Below are 20,443 nucleotides of genomic sequence, written 5' to 3'. Positions count from 1 at the left end.
AGTCTCGCATGACGGGCCGCCGGGCGGGCGGCTCAGTGCACGGGATCGAGCAGACCGGGGTGGTCGACGGTCGTCGTGCCGACCTCGGGGCCGACCTCGTGGTGCAGCAGGCGGTCGGCGATCTCGCCGCCGAGGCCGGCGATGCCCTGCACCAGGTCGTCGTCGCCCTCGGTCTCGGGGTCGAGCCAGTCGTCCATGACGTCGGTGCCGACGAGCACCGGCATGCGGTCGTGCACCTCGGACACGGGACCCGAGGAGGCGCGGGTCAAGACGGTCGTCGACAGCAGCCACCGAGACGGGGCGCCCACCTCGGCGGACGGGTCGCGCCACCACTCGTAGAGCGCGCCGAACAGGATCACCTCGTCGTCGGGCAGGCGGACGAGGACCGGGCGCTTCCGGCCGTCGGGCAGCGTCTGCCACTCGAACCAGCCCGTGGCCGGCACCAGCCCCCGTCGAGAGACGACGGCGTCGCGGAACGACGGCTTCTCGGCGGCCGACTCGGAGCGCGCGTTGAACAGCGGGGGACCGGCGTCGGGGCCCGTCGACCCGCCGGGCACGAGGCCCCAGCGGGCGGCGGCGAGTCGCCGCACCGGCGGGCCCCCCGCGTCGTCGCCCCGCGGAGCCGCGTCGACCAGCAGACTCACCGGCCGAGTCGGAGCGATATTCCAGGAAGGCTCTGGGAGACTTTCTCCTGACACATCGACGTCGAACAGGGCCACCAGGTCGCTCGAGGCGCGTGCCATCACGAATCGTCCGCACATGGGATCCATTCTGGTGGCAGCCGCCGACAACCGGTGACCGACACCACGGTCGCCCTCCGACGTCGTCGCACCATGCCCGACCCCGTCGAGGCATCGCCACGAAACGGAGAAACGTTGCTCGTCACCGACGTCAATGACGCACTGCCCGGGGGTTCACCGCTGCTCAGGAACGAGCCCGTCCAGGCCCGCAGCTCGGCGCGGCTCACCGGCCTGCTCGACGCGGCCGCGGCCATCATCGACGAGATCGGCTACGAGCGTCTGACGACGGCCATGGTGGCCGAGCGGGCAGGGGCCTCGATCGGCACCGTCTACCGGTACTTCCCCGACCGCATCGCCGTCGTCGACGCCCTGGCGCTCCGTTGCGTCCAGCGGCTGACCGGTCGGGTGACCGAGGCCGTGTCCGACGACGACGTGACCGACTGGCGTCGTGCCGTCGACCTGTTCGTCGACGCCAAGGCCGAGATGTACCGCAGCGAGCCCGGGTTCCGCGCCATCCGCTTCGGCGACGCGCCCGACGTGCGCACCCCCGAGTCGCGCCAGTACACGAGCCCGCTGGCCGACCAGCTGTCGGCCGTCTTCGTCGACCACTGCTCGGTCACCCGCACCGACGAGCTCGAGCTGGGCCTGCAGGTCGCGGTCGAGATCGCCAACGCCCTGCTGGCCCGCGCGTTCATCGACGACGTCACGGGCGACGAGCGCTTCGTCGGCCAGTGCCGGTCGGTGCTGACGGGCTATCTCGAGCCCTTGGTCACCATGAACTGACCTCGCGGGCCGTGTGACGGCGTGTGTCCTACGCCTCGGCGAGGTCGGTGACACATCGTCGAGAACTGTGGTTGGGTGAACGCCCTGGCAAGTGTCGATTCGTGCTGCCCACGAGGAATGAGCCACCCATGATCGAGTTCCGCTCCGTGACGAAGCAGTACCCCGACGGCACCCTCGCGGTCGACGACTTCAGCCTCGTGATCCCGTCCCGCAAGACCACGGTCTTCGTCGGCTCGAGTGGGTGTGGCAAGACGACCATCCTCCGCATGATCAACCGGATGGTCGACCCGACTTCGGGTGTGATCGAGATCGACGGCAAGTCGATCGGTGACCTCGAGCCGGTGGGCCTCCGCCGCAGCATCGGCTACGTCATGCAGAACTCCGGGCTGCTGCCGCACCGCAAGGTCGTCGACAACATCGCCACCGTGCCCGTCCTCAAGGGCACCTCCAAGAAGGAGGCGCGCGACCGGGCCCTCGAGCTGATGGACACCGTCGGGCTCGACCGCGGCCTCGCCCAGCGCTACCCGAGCCAGCTGTCCGGTGGGCAGCAGCAGCGCGTCGGCGTCGCCCGCGGGCTCGCAGTCGACCCGAACATCCTGCTGATGGACGAGCCGTTCGGGGCCGTCGACCCGCTCGTCCGCTCCGACCTCCAGCAAGAGCTCATCCGCCTGCAGCGTGAGCTCGACAAGACGGTCGTCTTCGTGACCCACGACATCGACGAGGCCTTCTACCTCGGTGACCAGGTCGTCATCCTCGAGAAGGGCGGGCACATCGCTCAGCAGGGCACCCCGGCCGAGATCCTGTCGGCCCCGGCGACCGACTTCGTCGCCGAGTTCGTCGGGGCCAACCGGGGCAAGCGCGCCCTGCACGTCGAGCAGACCCCGACCGGGCAGGTGGTGGTCGACGGTGACGGACGGACCGCCGGCGTGTTGACCGAGTCGGTCCGAGGTGGGCAGGCGTCGTGAACTGGATCGTGTCGAACAGCGACTACATCCTCGACAAGACGATCGTGCACCTCGGCCTCAGTGTGCCGCCGGTCGTCCTGGCCTTCGTCATCTCGCTGCCGATCGGGTGGTTCGCGAACCGTTACCGGGTCTCCCGCGGCATCCTCACCGTCGCCGGCCTCTTCTACGCCATCCCGTCGCTGCCCCTGCTCATCGCCCTGCCCGTGGTGTTCGGCACCTCGCTCCGCAGTCCGATCAACATCGTCATCGGCCTCACCCTCTACGGCGTCGCCCTCATGGTGAGATCGGTGGCCGACGCACTCGCGGCGGTCGAGGCGGACGTCAAGCAATCGGCCACGGCCGTGGGGTACTCGTCGTGGCAACGGTTCTGGCGGGTGGAGTTCCCCCTGGCCGGTCCGGTCATGCTCGCCGGCCTCCGGGTCGTCGTCGTGAGCACCGTGAGCCTCGCCACCGTCGGCGGAGTCCTCGGCGTGAACGGGCTGGGTCTGCTGTTCATCGACGGCTTCCAGCGCGACATCACCGCCGAGATCGTGACGGGGATCGTCCTCACGATCGTCATGGCCCTGGTGCTGGACTTCGTGCTCGTGCTCATCGGGCGGGTGCTGATGCCCTGGAGTCGCAAGGACTCCGCGCAGAAGCCCGTGGCGCCGGTCCAGGCTCGCCAGAAGGTCGTGTTCCCGTGAACTTCTTCGTCGAGGCCTTCGCCTGGCTCGCCGACCCGATCCACTGGACCGGCGCCGACGGCATCCCCACGAGGTTGGGGCAGCACCTCTGGTACAGCGCGCTGTCGGTGGTGATCGCCTCGGTGATCGCGATCCCCGTCGGGTTCTTGATCGGGCACACCGGTCGTGGTCGGTCGATCGCCGTCTCGGTCTCGGGTGGGGCCCGGGCACTCCCGTCGTTCGGCGTCATCACGCTGATCGCCCTCGCCGTCGGCATCGGCCTGACCGCACCGATCGTCTCGTTCGTCATCCTGGCGATCCCCTCCGTCCTGGCCGGCGCGTACTCGGGTTTCGAGGCCGTCGACCGCAAGACCGTCGACGCCGCACGGGCCGTCGGCATGACCGAGTGGCAGATCATGACGAAGGTCGAGATGCCCCTCGGCCTGCCCCTGCTGATCGGTGGCATCCGGTCGGCCGTCCTCCAGGTCGTCGCGACGGCGACCCTGGCCACCTTCGTCGGTGCGGGCGGTCTCGGCAGCTACATCATCACGGGACTCCGGGCGAACGACTACCCGAAGATGCTGGCGGGCTCCATCCTCGTCATCGCCCTCGCGGTCGTCCTCGAGATCGTGTTCTCTCTCGTCCAGCGCCTGGTCGTCCCCGCCGGGGTCACGGCCGGACGCCCCTCCGACACCCGCTCCAAGGCCGTCCGGCCCGGGGCGGTCACGGCAACACCCCTCACGAAAGGCACACAGTGATCACAGCGAACAAGAAGGGCCGGCTCACCGTTCTCGGCGCAGTCGCGATCGGGGCCGTGGTGGCCCTGGCAGGGTGCTCGTCGAGCGACCCGCTGAGCTCGGGCGACTCGTCCGCGTCGAGCGACGGTGACACGCTCGTCATCGGCTCGCAGCAGTACTACTCGAACGAGATCATCGCCGAGCTCTACGCCCAGGCACTCGAGGCCAAGGGCTACACGGTCGACCGTCAGTACCAGATCGGCCAGCGCGAGGTGTACCTGCCCGAGCTCGAGTCCGGCAAGATCGACGTCTTCCCCGAGTACACCGGCAACCTGCTCCAGTACTACGACAAAGAAGAGACCGCGAAGTCGCCCGAAGAGGTCGAGGCCGCCCTCGCCGAGGCCCTGCCCGACGGGCTGACCGCACTCAAGGCCGCCGAGGCGTCCGACCAGGACAGCTACAACGTGACGAAGGAGTTCTCGGAAGAGAACGACATCACGAGCCTCGCCGACCTGAAGAACTACTCCGGCACGCTGACGCTCGGCGCCCCGCCCGAGAACGCCGAACGCCCGTACGGCCCTCCCGGCCTGAAGAGCGTCTACGGCGTCGACGTGACCTCGACCCCGATCGACGACGGCGGTGGCCCGTTGACGGTCAAGGCCCTCACCGACGGCAGCGTCCAGCTGGCCGACATCTACACGGCCAGCCCGCTGATCGCCGAGAACGACCTCGTCACCCTGGACGACCCCGAGAACATGATCCTGCCGCAGAACGTGGTCCCGATCGTGTCCGACAAGGTCGACTCCGACGCGCAGGACGTCATCGACAGCGTCGACGCGATCCTGAGCCCCTCCGACCTGCAGGAGCTCAACTCGAAGAGCCAGACCGACAAGGAGTCCTCGGCGACCATCGCCAAGGACTACTTGACCGAGAAGGGCCTGCTCGACAACTAGGCAGACCTCCTCAGAGAGCCCCGTTCCGTCCACGGAACGGGGCTCTCCGTCGTGCCGGGGCCCTTTCACAGCGAGTGCACGGCGCCCGAGGGCCTAAAGCGACAGGTGTTGTTTATCTCCGGATCTAAGCTCGACACGTCCCGACGGTGCGACGCACGACCACCACCACATCCGAGGGAGAAGGCGCATCCCGATGAACGAGCTGCTCGACCCGCTGCTGTTGTCCCGCTGGCAGTTCGGGCTCACCACGATCTACCACTTCCTCTTCGTGCCGCTCACGATCGGCATGGCGTTCACGGTCGCGGTGTTCCAGACGGCCTGGGTGCGCACCGGCCGCATCCACTACCTGCAGCTGACCCGGTTCTTCGGCAAGATCTTCTTGATCAACTTCGCCATGGGCGTCGTCACCGGCATCGTCCAGGAGTTCCAGTTCGGCATGAACTGGTCCGACTACTCACGCTTCGTCGGGGACGTGTTCGGTGCCCCGCTCGCGCTCGAGGGCCTGCTCGCGTTCTTCCTCGAGGCCACCTTCATCGGCATCTGGATCTTCGGCTGGGACAAGGTGCCGCCGAAGTTGCACCTGCTGAGCATCTGGGGCGCGACCGTCGGCAGCATCCTCTCGGCGTACTTCATCATCGCGGCGAACGCCTTCATGCAGAACCCCGTCGGCTACGACATCAACGAGGAGAAGGGCCGGGCCGAGCTCACCAGCATCTGGGAGGTGCTCACCAACAAGGTGGCCCTCGCCGCGTTCCCGCACACGATCTTCGCCTGCTTCATGGTCTCGGCCGCGGTCATCGTCGCGGTCGCCGCCTGGCACCTCTCGCGCAACCAGCACCTCGAGACGATGCGACCGGCCCTGCGGTTCGGCCTCTGGACGATGGTCGTCGCCGGCGGGCTGACCTTCCTGACGGGCGACCAGCTCGGTCTCGCGATGGTCGAGACCCAGCCCATGAAGATGGCCGCCGCCGAAGCGCTCTACAAGACCAGCACCGGCGCCGACGCCTCGTTCTCGATCTTCACCCTGGGCACGCCCGACGGGGTGCACGAGCTCTTCAGCATCAGGGTGCCGTACCTGCTGTCGTTCCTCTCGACGCACACGTTCGACGGCACGGTCGAGGGCATCAACGACCTGCAGGCCCAGTACGTGCAGCTCTACGGGCCAGGCGACTACACCCCGATGATCTGGGTCACCTACTGGTCGTTCCGCTGGATGATGGGCCTCGGCATGGTCAGCGTCCTCGTATCGCTCGTCGGCCTCTGGATCACCCGCGGGGGGCGTCTGCCGCAGAACAGGTGGGTGTGGCGGGCCGCGGTCTTCAGCTACCCGATGCCCCTCCTCGCCATGATCGTCGGCTGGGTCTTCACCGAGATGGGACGGCAGCCCTGGCTCGTCTTCGGGCTGCTGAAGACCGAGGACGGCGTCTCGCCCGGGGTCACCGGCCTGACGGTGCTCATCTCCCTCGTCGCCTTCACCCTGGTCTACGGCACGCTCGCCGTCGTCGAGTTCAGGCTCATCGTCAAGGCCGCCCAGCAGGGGCCGGCCGACGCCCCCGAGCCCGACCCCGTCTCGGGCGAGATCCGCCACGAGGCCACGGTCTACTGATGTCCACGACCCCCACCGAACCGACTCGAGAAAGGCTCTGACCATGGACCTCCCCACCCTCTGGTTCGTCGTCCTCGGCTTCTTCTTCGTCGGCTACTTCGTGCTCGACGGCTTCGACTTCGGGGTCGGCATGTCGTTGCCCTTCCTCGGGCGCGACGACACCGACCGTCGCGTCCTGATCAACACGATCGGTCCCGTCTGGGACCTCAACGAGACCTGGGTCATCGTCGCGGGCGCCTTCATGTTCGCGGCGTTCCCCGAGTGGTACGCCACGCTGTTCAGCGGCTTCTACCTGCTGATGCTGCTCATCCTGCTGGCCCTCATCGCCCGCGGCGTCTCGTTCGAGTACCGGCACCAGCGCCCCGAGGCCTCGTGGAAGCGCCGCTTCGACCTGATGATCGTCGTCGGCTCGGCCGTGCCCGCCTTCGTCTGGGGCCTCGTCTTCGCCAACGTCGTGCAGGGCGTCCCGCTCGACGCGGGGCACGACTACACCGGCACCCTGCTCGACCTGCTGGGCCCCTACGCCCTGCTGGGCGGCCTCACGACCCTGCTGCTCTTCTTCACGCACGGCGTGGTGTTCGTCACGCTCAAGACCGAGGGCGTGATCCGCGAGCGCGCCCGCCGCCTGGCCGTCCGAGTCGGGGCCGTCACGATCGTCGTCGCCGCGAGCTTCCTCGCCCTGACCACGCTGATGCACGGCACCCTCGTGTCGACAGCGCTCTCGGTCGTGGCGGCCGTCAGCCTGATCGCGTCGTTCGTCGCGAACCTCCGCGGTCGCGAGGGGCGGTCCTTCGGGCTCATGGCCGTCACGATCGCGCTGGCGGTGGCGAGCCTGTTCGCCGCGCTCTTCCCCGCCGTGATGCCCGCGAGCAACGATCCGGCGAACAGCCTGACGATCGCCAACGCGTCGAGCTCGACCTACACCCTGACGATCATGAGCTGGGTCGCCCTCGTCTTCGTCCCGCTCATCCTCGGCTACCAGGGGTTCACCTACTGGATCTTCCGCAAGCGGATCAGCCGTGCGGCGATCCCGGCCGCGCACTGAGCCGACGTCCGTGAAGCCGCTCGACCCGCGCCTCCTGCGCCACGCCTCCGCCGCCCGGGTGTTCCTCGGGCTGGGCGCCGTGCTCGGTCTCGCCCAGACGATCGCGATCGTCGCCGTGGCGTGGTTCACGACGTCGGCCGTCGTGCAGGTCGTCGACGGGCGGCCCGTCGACGGGCGGCCCGTCGACGGGCTCGCGACCACCCTGCTCGGGCTCGGCGTCTCGGTCGCGGTGCGGTCGCTGGTGGCCTGGGCCCTCGAGGTGGCCGCCGCGCGGGCCGCGGCGCACGTCAAGAGCCAGTTGCGGGCGCGGGTCGTCCGGGCGGTCGCCGACCGGGGCCGCGCCTGGGTCGACCGGCACTCGTCGGCGCGAGTCGCGACCCTTGTCGGCCCCGGGCTCGACGCCCTCGACGAGTACTTCGCCCGCTACCTGCCGCAGCTCGTGCTGACCGCCGTGGCGACGCCGCTGCTGATCGTCGTCATGGGCCTGCACGACTGGTTGTCGGCCCTCATCGTCGTGCTGACCCTGCCGCTCATCCCGGTCTTCATGGTGCTGATCGGGTGGACGACCCGCGCCGCCCAGGCTCGCCAGTGGGACCGCCTCACCCGTCTCGCCTCGTCGTTCTCCGACGCCGTGGGCGGCGTGGCGACGCTCAAGGCCTTCGGCCGCGAGCAGCGGCAGGTCGAGCGCATCGGTCGCTTGACCGACGAGCACCGGGTCGAGACGATGGCCGTGCTGCGCGTGTCGTTCTTGAGCGGGTTCGTGCTCGAGCTCGCGGCGTCGCTGTCCGTCGCGCTCGTCGCCGTGTCGATCGGCATCCGACTCGTCGAGGGGTCGATGGGCTTGACCGCCGGCCTCTTCGTGCTGCTGCTCACCCCCGAGGCCTACCTGCCCCTCCGCCAGGTCGGAGCCCAGTACCACGCCGCCGCCGACGGGGTCGCCGCCGCCGAGGAGGTCTTCGAGTTGCTCGACGACCACGACCACGACGACGCGCGCGCCGTGCCCGCGGCACCGCCGAGCATCGTGGACGCGCCGGTCGCTTCGGGCCCTCGGTCGCACCCCGTCGCGGCCGACGCCCTCGTCGTCGACCGGCTGACGGTCCGCCGAGGAGGCGCGGTGCGGCTGTCCGAGACCTCGTTCGTCGCCGAGACCGGTCGCGTCACCGCGATCGTCGGTCCGAGCGGTGCCGGCAAGTCCACGCTGCTGGACGCCGTGCTCGGGCTCGAACCGTTCGACGGGCGCGTCGCCTGGCGCACTTCGGGCGAACGGCCGGCCCGTCGCGAGATCGCCTGGTCCGGCCAGTCGCCGATGCTCTCGTCCGGCACGGTGGCCGAGAACGTCGCCCTCGGCGACGGGGGCGAGCCCGACGCTGCTGCGGTGGTCCGGGCCCTCGACCTCGCGGGGGCGGCCGGTCTCGACCCGGCCCTCGAGCTCGGCGCGGGCGGCGAGGGGCTGTCCGGCGGGCAGGCGCAGCGGGTGTCGGTGGCCAGGGCCCTGTACCGGCTCGACCGGGTGGGGTCGCGCCTCCTGCTGGTCGACGAGCCCTCGTCGGCACTCGACCGGGTCACCGAGGCCCGGGTCGTCGCGGGCCTGCGGCGCATCGCGGCCACGGGAGTCGCCGTGGTCGTCGTCACGCACCGCCCGGCCGTCAGCGACGCGGCCGACGTCGTCGTCCCGATCGGAGGCCCCTCGTGACCCGCTCGCTGCTCCGCACCGCCCAGCCCGACGCGCGACGGGCGGCACCCGGCATCGCCGCCGGGTCGCTCAGCGCCCTCTCGGCCGTCGCCCTGCTCGCCGCGTCGGCCTACCTGATCACGCGGGCCGCCGAGCAGCCGCCGATCCTCTACCTCTCCCTCGCCGTGGTCGGCGTCCGCGCCTTCGCACTGACCCGGGCGGTCTTCCGCTACCTCGAACGCCTCGCGAGCCACGACGCGGCCTTCCGCCAGCTCGCGGTCGTCCGCACCGAGCTCTACCGTCGGCTCGTCCGCGTCGCACCGGCGGGCCTCGGCCGCACCGATCGCGGCGACCTCCTGGCGCGGGTCGTGGGTGACGTCGACACCCTGCAGGACCTGCCCCTGAGGGTCGTGCAACCCCTCGTGGTGTCGGGCCTCACATCGGTCGTCGCCGTGGTCGGCGTCGCCCTCGTCTCGCCGCCCGCGGCGGCCGTCCTGGCCGGGACGCTGACGGTCGCCCTCGTGGTCGGCTGCGTCGCCGCCGACCGGCTCGCCCGGCGGAGCGAGCGCATGCTGGCCGCTCGGCGGGGCGCGCTCTCGGCGGCCGTGGTCGACCTCGTGCAGAACCTCGACGTGCTCGTGGCGTTCGAGGCGGTCGACGCGCGACTGGGCCGGGTGGCGACGCTCGACGCCGACCTGCGCCGCGCCTCCTCGCGGCGGGCGCTCACGGCCGGCGTCGTCGCCGCGGTCCTGTCGGCACTCTCGGGCGCGGCGGTGCTCGTGACGATCCCCGTCGTGGCACCCGCCGTCGCCTCGGGCGGCCTCTCGGGGCCGGCCTTCGCCCTGGTCGTCCTCGTGCCGCTCGCGGTCTTCGAGGTCGTCGGCGCCGTGCCGACGGCCGTGCTCGCCTGGCGGCGGGTGCGGGCGAGCGGGGAGCGCGTGGACTCGGCCGTGCCGAGCGAGGTGCCGGACGGCGTCGTGGACGACGAGGCCGTGCCCTCGGGGGACGGCGACGCCCACGAGCCCGGGCGGGCTGCGGCGGCCGGTGCCACCACGCCCGCGACGCAGCCGGCACTGCCGCCCGCGGCGCGACCGGCGCTGCGCCTCCGCGACGTCTCGGCGACCTGGCCGGGTGCCGCGGGCCCGGCCCTGCGCGGCGTCGACCTCGACGTGGCCGTGGGTGACCGGATCGTCGTCGAGGGCCCGAGCGGTGCCGGCAAGACCACGCTCGCCTCGGTGCTCGCGCGCTTCGTCGAGCACACCGGGCGCTACGAGGTCGGGGGAGTCGACACCTCGACGTTGGCCCCGGCGGCCGTGCGGGCGACGGTGGGCCTCGTCGAGCAGGCCCCCTACCTCTTCGACGAGTCGCTGCGGCAGAACCTGCTCTTCGCCCGCGACACCGCCACCGACGACGAACTGCTCGCGGTGCTCGACCGCGTGGGCCTCGGCCCCTGGGCCGACGCGCGGGGAGGGCTCGACGCCCCGGTGGGCGAGCGGGGCGTCCTCGTGTCGGGTGGGCAAGCCCAGCGCATCTCGCTGGCCCGAGCCCTGCTGCGGGGGTTCCCGGTGCTCGTGCTCGACGAGCCCACGGCGGGCCTCGACCCCGAGACCGCCGGGCGGCTCGTGCGCGACGTCCTCACCACGGCCCGCGACGACGGCTCCACGGTCGTCGTCGTCTCGCACGTCGAGGTGCCGGTCGAGCTGGTGACGCGCCGCGTTCGCATCGAGGCGGGGCGGCTGCGGGAGGTGCCGGTCGACGTCGAGGTCGAGGTCGCGGGGTCGGCCGGGTCCGGTGTCGCGTCGATCGCCGAGCCCGGCGCCGAGCGCGGGGCGTGCGGCTGACCCTCGCTGCGCGCGACGCCCCGGTCACCCGTCGATCGGTCGCCGCAGCCGCTCGAGCCGGCCGCGCCAGAGGGCGAGGCGCCCGGGCTCCTCGGCGGGCGAGGGGCCCTCGACCCACCCGGTGACGATGCGGAGGCCGTGCAACGCGCTGAGGCTCCACACCTCGAACCCGTCGAGCTCGTCGGGACGGGTGCGGTCGTGCAGCACGTCGACGCCGAGGACGGCGGCGAGCGTCGTCAGGGTCCGGAGCGTCACGCCGGGCAGGCGGGGCAGGTCGTCGGCCGGCAGGCAGAGGGCGTCGCCGCGCCACCAGACGATCGAGCTCCAGGCGCCCTCGACGACGTGCCCCTCGGGCGAGAGCAGCACGGCTTCGTCGGCTCCGCGGGCCCGCGCGTCGGCGACGAGGCCGCCGAGTGCCGCGAGGTCGGGTCCCTTGACCGTGGGGTGCGTCCGGGGGTCGTGGTCGGCCGTCGCGAGGACGACCGAGCGGCGACGCGGGGGAGAAGGCCGGAGGCGCAGCTGCAGCCGCCCACGACCCGCGTCGTCGGTGCGCTCGTCGGCGCGCTCGTCGGCACGCTCGTCGGCGACGAGCTCGACGCGGGGGAACCACACGCCTGTCCGGGGCACGGCCGCGACGGCGGCCGCCCAGAACGCCGCGACCTCGTCGGCGTCGGGGCCCGTCGCGGCGTCGGCCACCGATCCGGTGAACCGGCCGCGGTGCACGTCGAGGGCGAGCACCCGGCCGTCGTCGACGAGCCACGAGTCGGCGACCAGGAGGCGCGGGTCGGCCTCGTCGTCCCGCCCGCCCTCGACCGGCCGTAGCTCGTCGTCCTGCCAGACGTGCAGCACCTCGCCGCTCCGCGCGACCGCGCCTTGCGCTCCCGCGCCCGGCGCACCCGCATCCGGCGCGCCCGCGCCCGGCGCACCCGCGCTCATCGGTCCACACTCATCGGGTCGGCGTTCCGCTCATAGGATCGAGGGTATGCGCCCCGCGGTCGTCCGATCCTCCCTGCCGTGGCGCGACCCCGAGTTCGTCGTGCGGCACCTGGGCGCGGCCGGCGACCTCGTCTGGCGGGACGCGGGCGTCGACGCCCCCCGGGGCCGGTCGGTCGTCGGCTGGGGTCGCCCCGCGACGGGTGACGTGCGCGACGGCAGCGCGGACCGGCTCTGGCAGGCGGTGCGCGCCGACCTGGCCGACGTCGAACCCGAGAGCGACCCGCTCGGCTGGACCGGGTGGCTCGGCTACGGCTTCGGGTGCCGCCTGATGGACCGCGACGCCACCGAGGGGCACCGGCCGGCGGCCACGGCCGCCACGACGGCCGCAGAGGGGGACGCGCCCGACCTCGCCCTGCTCGACGTCGACCGGGCCCTCGTGTTCGACCACGCCGCACGCTCGGTCGAGGCCGTGGCGCGCGCAGGCGACCCGTGGCCCGGCCGGGTCGCCGAGACCTGGGGCGACGTGCCGGTCGAGCCGCCTGTGCCCTGGCCGACCCGCGCCTCCTCGGGTGGGGTCGGCACCCCGGCGGTCCGCTGGCGGCACCGTCCCGACGAGTACCTCGACCTGATCGACCGCTGTCGCCGCGCCATCGCGGCCGGTGAGGCCTACCAGCTCTGCCTGACGACGGCTGTCGAGGTCGAGGGGGAGGTCGACGCCCTCGACGCCTTCGCGCGCCTCCGTCGGTCCTCGCCCGCACCGCACGCATCGTTCGTCCGCATCGGCGACGTGGCCGTCGTGGGGGCGTCGCCCGAGTCGTTCGTCGAGGTGTCGACCGACGGCCTCGTCTCGTCGTCGCCGATCAAGGGCACGCGACGACGCGGAGCGGGGGCCGACGACGACTCGCTCGCCCGTGAGCTGCTCGAGAGCGAGAAGGAGCGCGCCGAGAACGTCATGATCGTCGACCTCGTGCGCAACGACCTGGCCCGCGTGGCCCGTCTCGGCTCGGTCGAGGTCACCGAACTGCTCGCGGTGCACTCGTACCAGCACGTCCACCAGTTGGTCAGCACCGTCCGGGCGCGGCTCGCGCCGGGGCGCACGGCGACCGACGTGGTCGAGGCGGCCTTCCCGGCGGGGTCGATGACCGGGGCGCCCAAGCGTCGCGCCGTCGAGCTGCTCGCCGGGCTCGAGGGCGCGCCCCGGGGCGTCTACTCGGGCGCGACGGGGTGGCTCGGTCGCGACGGGTCGGCGCACCTGGCGATGGTCATCAGGTCGATCGAGGTGCACGGGGCCCTGGCCGCGGCCCCGGGACGGCCCGCGCGGCCGGCCGGGGCGCGCATCGGCGTGGGCGGCGGCATCACGATCTCGTCGGTGCCGGCCGACGAACGCGACGAGGTCGAGCTGAAGGCCGCGGCCCTGCTCGCCGTGCTCGGCGTCCGCGCGGCCGACGGGGGCCCCGTGCGCATGTCGTGACGCGGCGCGGCGTTCGATAGCCTTGTCGCGGATCGCTGCGCTCGGCGCACGTCGTCGTGCCCCCGCACGGGCGGTCCGCCCCCACCGCACCGACTGCCAGCAGTGAATGAGAGCCCCGTGGCACACGAGCACGACACGACCGCGACCGACGCCTCCCCGGCCCGCACGCCCCACGACGGCGTGCCCGAGCGCGAGTACGACGTCGCCCGCCTGCAAGAGAAGTGGCAGGCCCGGTGGGACACCGAGCAGCCCTTCGTCGTCGACCCCGACGACAAGCGTCCGCGCAAGTACATCCTCGACATGTTCCCGTACCCCTCGGGCGACCTGCACATGGGGCACGCCGAGCAGTACGCGCTCGGCGACATGGTCACGCGCTACTGGCGGCAGCAGGGCTTCAACGTCCTCCACCCGATCGGCTGGGACAGCTTCGGGCTGCCCGCCGAGAACGCGGCCATCAAGCGCGGGGTCGACCCCCGCGAGTGGACGTACGCCAACATCGCGCAGCAGAAGCAGAGCATGAAGCTCTACGCCCCGTCGTTCGACTGGAGCCGCGTGCTGCACACGAGCGACCCCGAGTACTACAAGTGGAACCAGTGGCTGTTCCTCCAGATGTTCGAGAAGGGCCTCGCCTACCGCAAGGACAGCTGGGTCAACTGGGACCCGGTCGACCAGACCGTGCTGGCCAACGAGCAGGTGCTGCCCGACGGCACGAGCGACCGGTCGGGTGCCGTCGTCGTCAAGAAGAAGCTGACGCAGTGGTACTTCAAGATCACCGACTACGCCGACCGCCTGCTCGACGACCTCAACCAGCTCGAGGGCCGCTGGCCGACCAAGGTGCTGAACATGCAGCGCAACTGGATCGGCCGGTCGATCGGTGCCGACGTGCACTTCACGATCGAGGGCCGCGACGAGAAGGTCACGGTCTTCACCACGCGCCCTGACACCCTGTACGGCGCGACCTTCATGGTCGTCGCCCCCGACTCCGACCTGGCGGCCGAGCTCGTCGCCGACGCGACCGACGACGTCAAGGCGACCTTCGCCGACTATCTCGTCGAGGTGCAGAAGGCCACCGAGATCGAGCGCCAGTCGAGCGAGCGCCCCAAGACGGGCGTGCCGCTCGGCCGGGTGGCCGTCAACCCGCTCACCGGCGACCCCATGCCGGTCTGGGCGGCCGACTACGTGCTGGCGGACTACGGCCACGGCGCGGTCATGGCCGTGCCGGCGCACGACCAGCGCGACCTCGACTTCGCCCGCAAGTACGACCTGCCGGTGCGCGTCGTGGTCGACACGAACGCGCCCGTCACGGGGGTCATCCCCAAGCTCGAGCTCGACGACGACGGCCAGGCGATCCTGCCCGACGACCTGCCCGACCTGAACCCGCGCGAGACGGGCGTGGCGCTGACCGGCGACGGCCGCCTGATGAACTCGGGCGCCCTGACCGGCCTCAGCAAGTCGAACGCGATCAAGCGGGTCGTCGAGCTGCTCGAGGCCTCCGGCGACGGCAAGGCGGCCAAGACGTACCGCCTTCGCGACTGGCTGATCTCGCGCCAGCGCTTCTGGGGCACGCCCATCCCGATCGTTCACGGCGCCGACGGCGTCGAGGTGCCCGTGCCTTACGACGAGCTGCCCGTCCGGCTGCCGTCGACCGAAGGCCTCGACCTGAAGCCCAAGGGCAGCTCGCCGCTCGGCGCCGCCACCGACTGGGTGACCGTGCCCGATCCGCGCGACGGTTCGCCGGCGCGGCGCGACGCCGACACGATGGACACCTTCGTCGACAGCTCGTGGTACTTCCTGCGGTTCCTCGACCCGACCGACGCCGACCGAGCCTTCGACCCGGCCCAGGCCGGCAAGTGGGCGCCGGTCGACCAGTACGTCGGCGGCGTCGAGCACGCGATCCTGCACCTGCTCTACGCGCGGTTCATCACGAAGGTGCTCTTCGACCTCGGCCACGTCGACTTCACCGAGCCCTTCAGCGCGCTGCTGAACCAGGGCATGGTGCTGCAGGACGGCGCGAAGATGAGCAAGAGCAAGGGCAACGTCGTCAGCCTGTCCGACGAGATCGACAAGCACGGCGTCGACGCGATCCGCCTGACGATGGCCTTCGCCGGCCCGCCCGAAGACGACATCGACTGGGCCGACGTCTCGCCGGCCGGCTCGGCCAAGTTCCTCGCCCGGGCGTTCCGTCTCGCGACCGACGTCGACAGCTCGCCCGACGTGGTCTGGGCCGACGGCGACCAGGCGCTCCGCCGGGTCACGCACCGGTTCCTCGCCGAGGCCCCGGGGCTGAGCGAGGCGTTCAAGTACAACGTCGTCGTCGCCCGCCTGATGGAGCTCACCAACGCCGTCCGCAAGGCCATCGACTCCGGGCCGGGCGCATCCGACCCGGCCGTGCGCGAGGCGACCGAGACGGTCGCGCTGGGGCTCTCGCTGTTCGCCCCCTACACGGCGTCCGAGATGTGGGAGAAGCTCGGCTACGACGGCGGCGGCATCGCCACGTACGGCTGGCGGAAGGCCGACCCGACCCTGCTCGTCGAGACGAGCGTCACCGCGGTCGTCCAGGTCAACGGCAAGGTGCGCGACCGGCTCGAGGTGTCGCCCAAGATCGCCTCCGACGAGCTCGAGGCCCTGGCCCGTGACTCGGCCGCCGTGCAGCGCGCCATCGGTGACAAGCAGATCGTCAACGTCATCGTGCGGGCTCCCCGCCTGGTGAACATCGCGGTGAAGTAGGGCACGCCCGGGGCGTCTCGTCCCCACCCGCCGACGGCCGTCCTGGTTCCCCAGGGCGGCCGTCGGCGTGCGTGGGCGCGGACGCCCGCTCGTACCGTGACGGGTCATGACCGTCAGCTTCCGCACCGCCGTCGACCCGTCAGAGCCGGGTGGTCCGCGGTGGCGCGTCGGCCTGGGGGCGGTCGTCGTGCTCCTGCTGGTCGTCCTGGCCGTGAGCGTCGGCGTGTCCGCGTTCGCCACCCGAGGAGGCGCGGGTGACGACCTCGTGACCGTCGAGCCGGGCACCGGGGCGGGGCCGTCCGCAGGGCCCGGCACCGCGCCTCCCGGAGGTGCCTCGGTCGTCTTCGTCCACGTGCACGGCCAGGTGGCGTCGCCCGGCCTCTTCGAGCTGCCGGAGGGCTCGCGCGTCGTGGACGTCGTGGCCGCCGCCGGCGGCTTCACGGCCGAGGCGGACCAGGCGGCCGTCAACCTGGCGCGGCCGCTCGTCGACGGAGAACAGCTGCGGGTGCCGGCCGTGGGTGAGGTGGTCGACGGTTCTCCGGCGGGCGGTGGGCCGGGAGCCGGAGCCGGGGGCGGTGGCGGGGGTGCTGCCGGCGGGGCAGGCGTCGACGGCGTGGTCGACCTCAACCTCGCCGACGACGCCGCCCTGCAGACCCTGCCCGGGGTCGGTCCGGCGACGGCGGCGGCGATCCTGGCCTGGCGTGACGAGAACGGGCGCTTCCGCAGCGTCGACGACCTGCTCGGCGTGCCGGGCATCGGGCCGAAGACGCTCGAGAAGCTGCGCGACCAGGTGCGGGTGTGACCCCCGGGCGGGTGCTCGACCTGCGGCTCGGGGTGCCGGTGGGGGTGGCGTGGGCCGGGCTCGCGATCGGGGTGACCCGGCCGGGGTTGCTGGCGCTCGTCGCCACGGTCGCACTCGTCGTCGGGGCGGTGGCGCTGGGGGCGGCCGTGGTCACCCGACAGGCGGCGGGGGCGTCGCGGGCGGCGGGAGCCGTGCTGCTGGTGGTGGCCCTGGGGGCCGGGCTCTGTGCCGGGCTGACGGGTCAGGCGGCGGTGCGGGACGAGATCCGTCACCCGGGGGTGCTCGTGGCGGCCACGGGCCACGCGGTGACGGTCGAGGGCCGGGCGCTCGACCGGGTCGAGGGACGGGCCGACGTGCTGACCCTGTCGGTCGACCGGGTCGACGTCGGACCGGGGGCGGTGTCGCTCCGGTCGGCCCTGCCCGTCCGGTTGTTCGGAGCGCGTGCCGGCACCGCCCGCCCGGTCGAGATCGGCTCGCGCGTGTCGGCCCGACTCGTGCTGGGCCCCGTGAGGTACGGCGAGTCGGTCGCGTTCGAGGGTGGCGCGGTCGGGCCGCTCGGCGTCCTGGCCGCGCCCCGGGGGGCGTCGGCCTGGTCGAACGGGCTGCGCGCGTCCTTCCGCGCCGTCGCCGCGCGCCTGCCGGGTGACGGTGGGGCCCTGCTGCCGGGCCTCGCGATCGGCGACACCTCTGGCGTGCCCGACGACCTCGATGCCGACATGACGGCGGCGTCGCTCAGTCACCTGACGGCCGTGTCGGGCTCGAACTGCGCCGTGCTCGTCACGCTCGTGATGCTCGGGGGAGCCCTGCTGCGGGTGCCCCGGCTCGTGCGGTCGGCGCTGGCCGTGGGCGTGCTCGTGGCCTTCGTCGTGCTCGTCACCCCCGAGCCGAGCATCGTCCGGGCCACCGTCATGGCCGTCCTCGTGCTCGTCCACCTCGCCGTCGCCCGGCCGATCGCGGGCGTGCCGGTCGTCGCCCTGGCGGTGACCGTCCTGCTCGTCGTCGACCCGTGGCTGGCGCGCGACCTCGCCTTCGTCCTGTCGGTCCTCGCCACCACCGGTCTGGTCGTGCTGGGTGGGCCGCTGACCGCCCTGCTCGCCCGGCTCGTGCCCGAGCCCGTGGCGGCGGCCCTCGCCGTGCCGGCGGCGGCGCAGCTCGCGTGTCAGCCGGTCCTGCTGGCCCTCGAGCCGAGCATCGCGCTGCACGGCGTGCCCGCCAACGTGCTCGCCGGCCCCGCGGCCCCGCTGGCGACCGTCGGGGGGCTGGTCGTCTGCGTGCTCGCCCCGTGGGCACCCGGTGCGGCAGGCGTCGTCGCCGGGGTCTCGTGGCTGCCGGCGTCGTGGGTCGCCGCCGTGGCGCGCGCGGCGGCGACCTGGCCGGTGACCCGCGTCGACTGGAGCCCGTCGGGCCTCGGCGTCGCCGCGCTGGTCGGTCTGACCGCCCTGGTCGTCGTCGCGCTCGTCGCTCGTGCCAGGGGCCGCACGCGGGCCGTCACGACGGCCCTGCTCGTCGCCGTCGTGACCGTGACCGCAGGAGTCGTGACCGGGCGCACCCTCGTGACCCGCGCCTCCGTGCCCGACGACTGGGTGGTCGCCCAGTGCGACGTGGGGCAGGGCGACGCCGTGCTCGTGCGCAGCGGCCCGGCCGTCGCCCTGATCGACGTGGGTGACGACGAGGCCGCCCTCGACCGGTGCCTGTCGACCTTCGGCGTCGGGCGCGTCGACCTGCTCGTGCTCACCCACTTCGACCGTGACCACGTGGGCGCGGTCGACGCGGTCGTCGGTCGCGTCGGCACGGCGCTGGTCGGCCCGACCGGCCGGGCGGTCGACGCGTCCGTCGTGTCGGCGTTGGCCGACGCGGGCGCCGAGGTGCAGGAGGCGCGGGCCGGCACCCGAGGGCGCCTCGGCGACCTCACGTGGCGGGTTCTCTGGCCGCCGCCCGAGACCCCGGCGGGCAACGACGCCAGCCTGGTGCTGCGGGTCGACCCCGGCCCCGGCTGCTCGACGGGGTGCCTGTCGTTGCTCGACCTGGGCGATCTCGGCGAGACCGCCCAGCGGCGCCTTGTCGCGTCCTCCGAGGCCGACGACACGGACGCGCTCGCCCGGGTGGACGTCGTCAAGGTCTCGCACCACGGCTCGGCCGACCAGCTCGCCGAGCTCTACGAGCGGGTGGCCGCGCGCGTCGGGCTCATCGGGGTCGGGGCGGACAACTCGTACGGCCACCCGACCGACACCGCCCTCGAGATGGTCCGCGCGGCCGGGGGAGTCGTCGTCCGCAGCGATCAGGCGGGCGAGGCCGCGGTCGTGGCCGACGGCGTGGCCGGCCTCCGCGTGTGGAGCGAGCACGCGTCCCCTCGTGTCGACGACCCGTCGTCGGCGGCGTCGGTGGGGTCCTCTAGCATCGGAGGAGGCGCGGCGGGCCCCGCGCCCGTGGGACGACGTCCGAGAGGCAGCATGGCAGCGCGAGCGAGTGGCAAGACGGCGAAGAAGGCCTCGGTCGCGATCGACCAGGTGGGGTGGGACAGAATCCGGCCCGCGGCCGTCGTGCTGGTGAGCGGGCCCGAGCAGTTCCTCGCCGATCGGGCTTCGCGTCAACTGCGCGATCAGCTCGCCGCGGAAGACCCGAGCCTCGAGGTGCACGACCTCGAGGCCGACCACTACCAGCCCGGTGAGCTCGTCACCCTGGCCAGCCCGTCGCTCTTCGCCGAGCCGCGACTCATCAGGGTCTCGAACGTCGAGAAGTGCACCGACGCGTTCCTCACCGAGACGCTGCGCTACCTCGAGACCCCGGCCGACGACACGACCCTCGTGCTGCGTCACGGTGGGGGCGTCCGGGGCAAGAAGCTGCTGGACGCGATCCGCGGCGGCACGGGCCGCGGCCTCGAGGTCGTCTGCTCCGAACTGAAGAAAGACACCGACAAGCTCGAGTTCGCGGCCGCCGAGTTCTCCTCCGAACGACGGCGCATCTCGCAGGGTGCCCTGCGGGCGCTCGTCACGGCGTTCAACGACGATCTGGCCGAGCTCGCCAGTGCCTGCCAGCAGTTGATCAGCGACGCCGCGGCCGAGATCACCGAGGCCACCGTCGAGAAGTACTACTCGGGGCGGGTCGAGACGAACGCCTTCAAGGTGGCCGACGCGGCCATCGCCGGTCAGCAGGGGCAGGCGCTCGTCCTGTTGCGTCACGCGCTCTCGACCGGCGCGGACCCCGTGCCGGTCGTGGCGGCGTTCGCCATGAAGATCCGCACGATGGCGAAGCTCCAGGGGTCGCACGGCGGATCGGGGCAGCTCGCGTCACGCTTCGGGCTCGCCCCGTGGCAGGTCGAGCGGGCGCAACGCGACCTGCGCGGCTGGTCCGAAGAAGGGCTGGGCCGGTGCATCGAGGTGCTCGCCGAAACCGACGCCGCGGTCAAGGGGGCCGAGCGCGACCCGGTCTACGCGCTCGAGCGCATGGTGACCATGATCTCGACGCGGGGCTCCCTGCTGTCGTGAGCCGCGCCTCCTGACTCG

The 20,443-nt window shown here is 72.5% G+C and carries 15 protein-coding genes and 1 pseudogene; 14 read left to right on the top strand and 2 right to left on the bottom strand.

The genetic code is table 11. The annotated features are described in order from the left end of the window. Nucleotides 1-32: 32 nt before the first annotated feature. The gene (locus ASG05_RS02350; protein ID WP_162240621.1) at nt 33-761 is read right to left on the bottom strand and encodes an SOS response-associated peptidase; all 729 of its coding nucleotides are present in this window, start codon (nt 759-761) and stop codon (nt 33-35) included. Nucleotides 762-794: 33 nt separating this feature from the next. Between ASG05_RS02350 and ASG05_RS02345 the strand changes: the two genes are divergently transcribed. The 9 genes from ASG05_RS02345 to cydC all read left to right on the top strand — a co-directional run bounded on the left by ASG05_RS02345 (nt 795) and on the right by cydC (nt 11,004). Next, the gene (locus tag ASG05_RS02345; RefSeq protein WP_056256858.1) at nt 795-1,523 is read left to right on the top strand and encodes a TetR/AcrR family transcriptional regulator; all 729 of its coding nucleotides are present in this window, start codon (nt 795-797) and stop codon (nt 1,521-1,523) included. A gap of 128 nt (nt 1,524-1,651) precedes the next feature. Then, nucleotides 1,652-2,488, top strand: a complete 837-nt coding sequence (locus ASG05_RS02340) for an ABC transporter ATP-binding protein (protein WP_056256855.1) — start codon at nt 1,652-1,654, stop codon at nt 2,486-2,488. Next, nucleotides 2,485-3,171, top strand: coding sequence for an ABC transporter permease (locus tag ASG05_RS02335; RefSeq protein WP_056256853.1), 687 nt, complete (start codon nt 2,485-2,487; stop codon nt 3,169-3,171). Before ASG05_RS02340 ends, ASG05_RS02335 begins: the two co-directional genes overlap by 4 nt. Next, a complete protein-coding gene (locus ASG05_RS02330) occupies nt 3,168-3,908 on the top strand; it encodes an ABC transporter permease (RefSeq protein WP_056256850.1) in 741 nt (246 codons plus the stop codon). Before ASG05_RS02335 ends, ASG05_RS02330 begins: the two co-directional genes overlap by 4 nt. Continuing rightward, on the top strand, nt 3,905-4,840 hold the full coding sequence (locus ASG05_RS02325; RefSeq protein ID WP_056256848.1) for an ABC transporter substrate-binding protein: 936 nt from the start codon (nt 3,905-3,907) through the stop codon (nt 4,838-4,840). Before ASG05_RS02330 ends, ASG05_RS02325 begins: the two co-directional genes overlap by 4 nt. 193 nt (nt 4,841-5,033) lie before the next feature. Then, the gene (locus ASG05_RS02320; protein ID WP_056256846.1) at nt 5,034-6,446 is read left to right on the top strand and encodes a cytochrome ubiquinol oxidase subunit I; all 1,413 of its coding nucleotides are present in this window, start codon (nt 5,034-5,036) and stop codon (nt 6,444-6,446) included. A gap of 43 nt (nt 6,447-6,489) precedes the next feature. Continuing rightward, nucleotides 6,490-7,491, top strand: coding sequence for a cytochrome d ubiquinol oxidase subunit II (gene cydB / locus ASG05_RS02315; RefSeq protein ID WP_056256843.1), 1,002 nt, complete (start codon nt 6,490-6,492; stop codon nt 7,489-7,491). Nucleotides 7,492-7,501: 10 nt separating this feature from the next. Then, nucleotides 7,502-9,184: a thiol reductant ABC exporter subunit CydD gene (gene cydD, locus ASG05_RS02310; protein WP_056256840.1), complete on the top strand. Its 1,683-nt coding sequence runs from the start codon at nt 7,502-7,504 to the stop codon at nt 9,182-9,184. Then, complete coding sequence (gene cydC, locus ASG05_RS02305; protein WP_082486228.1) at nt 9,181-11,004, top strand: thiol reductant ABC exporter subunit CydC; 1,824 nt, start codon at nt 9,181-9,183, stop codon at nt 11,002-11,004. The genes cydD and cydC overlap by 4 nt, the downstream gene beginning before the upstream one ends. Before the next feature lie 24 nt (nt 11,005-11,028). Here the strand turns inward: cydC and ASG05_RS02300 are convergent, their stop codons facing one another. Beyond that, nucleotides 11,029-11,940, bottom strand: a complete 912-nt coding sequence (locus tag ASG05_RS02300) for an aminotransferase class IV (RefSeq protein WP_082486226.1) — start codon at nt 11,938-11,940, stop codon at nt 11,029-11,031. 46 nt (nt 11,941-11,986) lie between these two features. Between ASG05_RS02300 and ASG05_RS02295 the strand changes: the two genes are divergently transcribed. The 5 genes and pseudogenes from ASG05_RS02295 (at nt 11,987) to holA (ending at nt 20,425) form a co-directional block, all read left to right on the top strand. Continuing rightward, the gene (locus ASG05_RS02295) at nt 11,987-13,411 is read left to right on the top strand and encodes an anthranilate synthase component I family protein (RefSeq protein WP_056256837.1); all 1,425 of its coding nucleotides are present in this window, start codon (nt 11,987-11,989) and stop codon (nt 13,409-13,411) included. Between the two features lie 180 nt (nt 13,412-13,591). Continuing rightward, entirely contained in the window at nt 13,592-16,138 is a 2,547-nt protein-coding gene (gene leuS / locus ASG05_RS02290; protein WP_157490065.1) for a leucine--tRNA ligase, read from the top strand. 106 nt (nt 16,139-16,244) lie between these two features. Then, entirely contained in the window at nt 16,245-16,940 is a 696-nt protein-coding gene (locus ASG05_RS02285) for a ComEA family DNA-binding protein (RefSeq protein ID WP_056256833.1), read from the top strand. Beyond that, nucleotides 16,937-18,757: pseudogene (locus ASG05_RS16775) on the top strand (ComEC/Rec2 family competence protein); the annotation flags it as partial. The gene ASG05_RS02285 and the pseudogene ASG05_RS16775, both read left to right, overlap by 4 nt. Nucleotides 18,758-19,390: 633 nt before the next feature. After that, entirely contained in the window at nt 19,391-20,425 is a 1,035-nt protein-coding gene (holA, locus tag ASG05_RS16770) for a DNA polymerase III subunit delta (RefSeq protein WP_056258280.1), read from the top strand. The last annotated feature ends 18 nt before the right edge of the window (nt 20,426-20,443 follow it).

This window comes from Frigoribacterium sp. Leaf186, assembly GCF_001423905.1.
Classification (GTDB): Bacteria; Actinomycetota; Actinomycetes; order Actinomycetales; family Microbacteriaceae; genus Frigoribacterium.
Note: the sequence above shows the minus strand (reverse complement) of the source record. Positions and strands in the feature narration are given on the sequence as shown.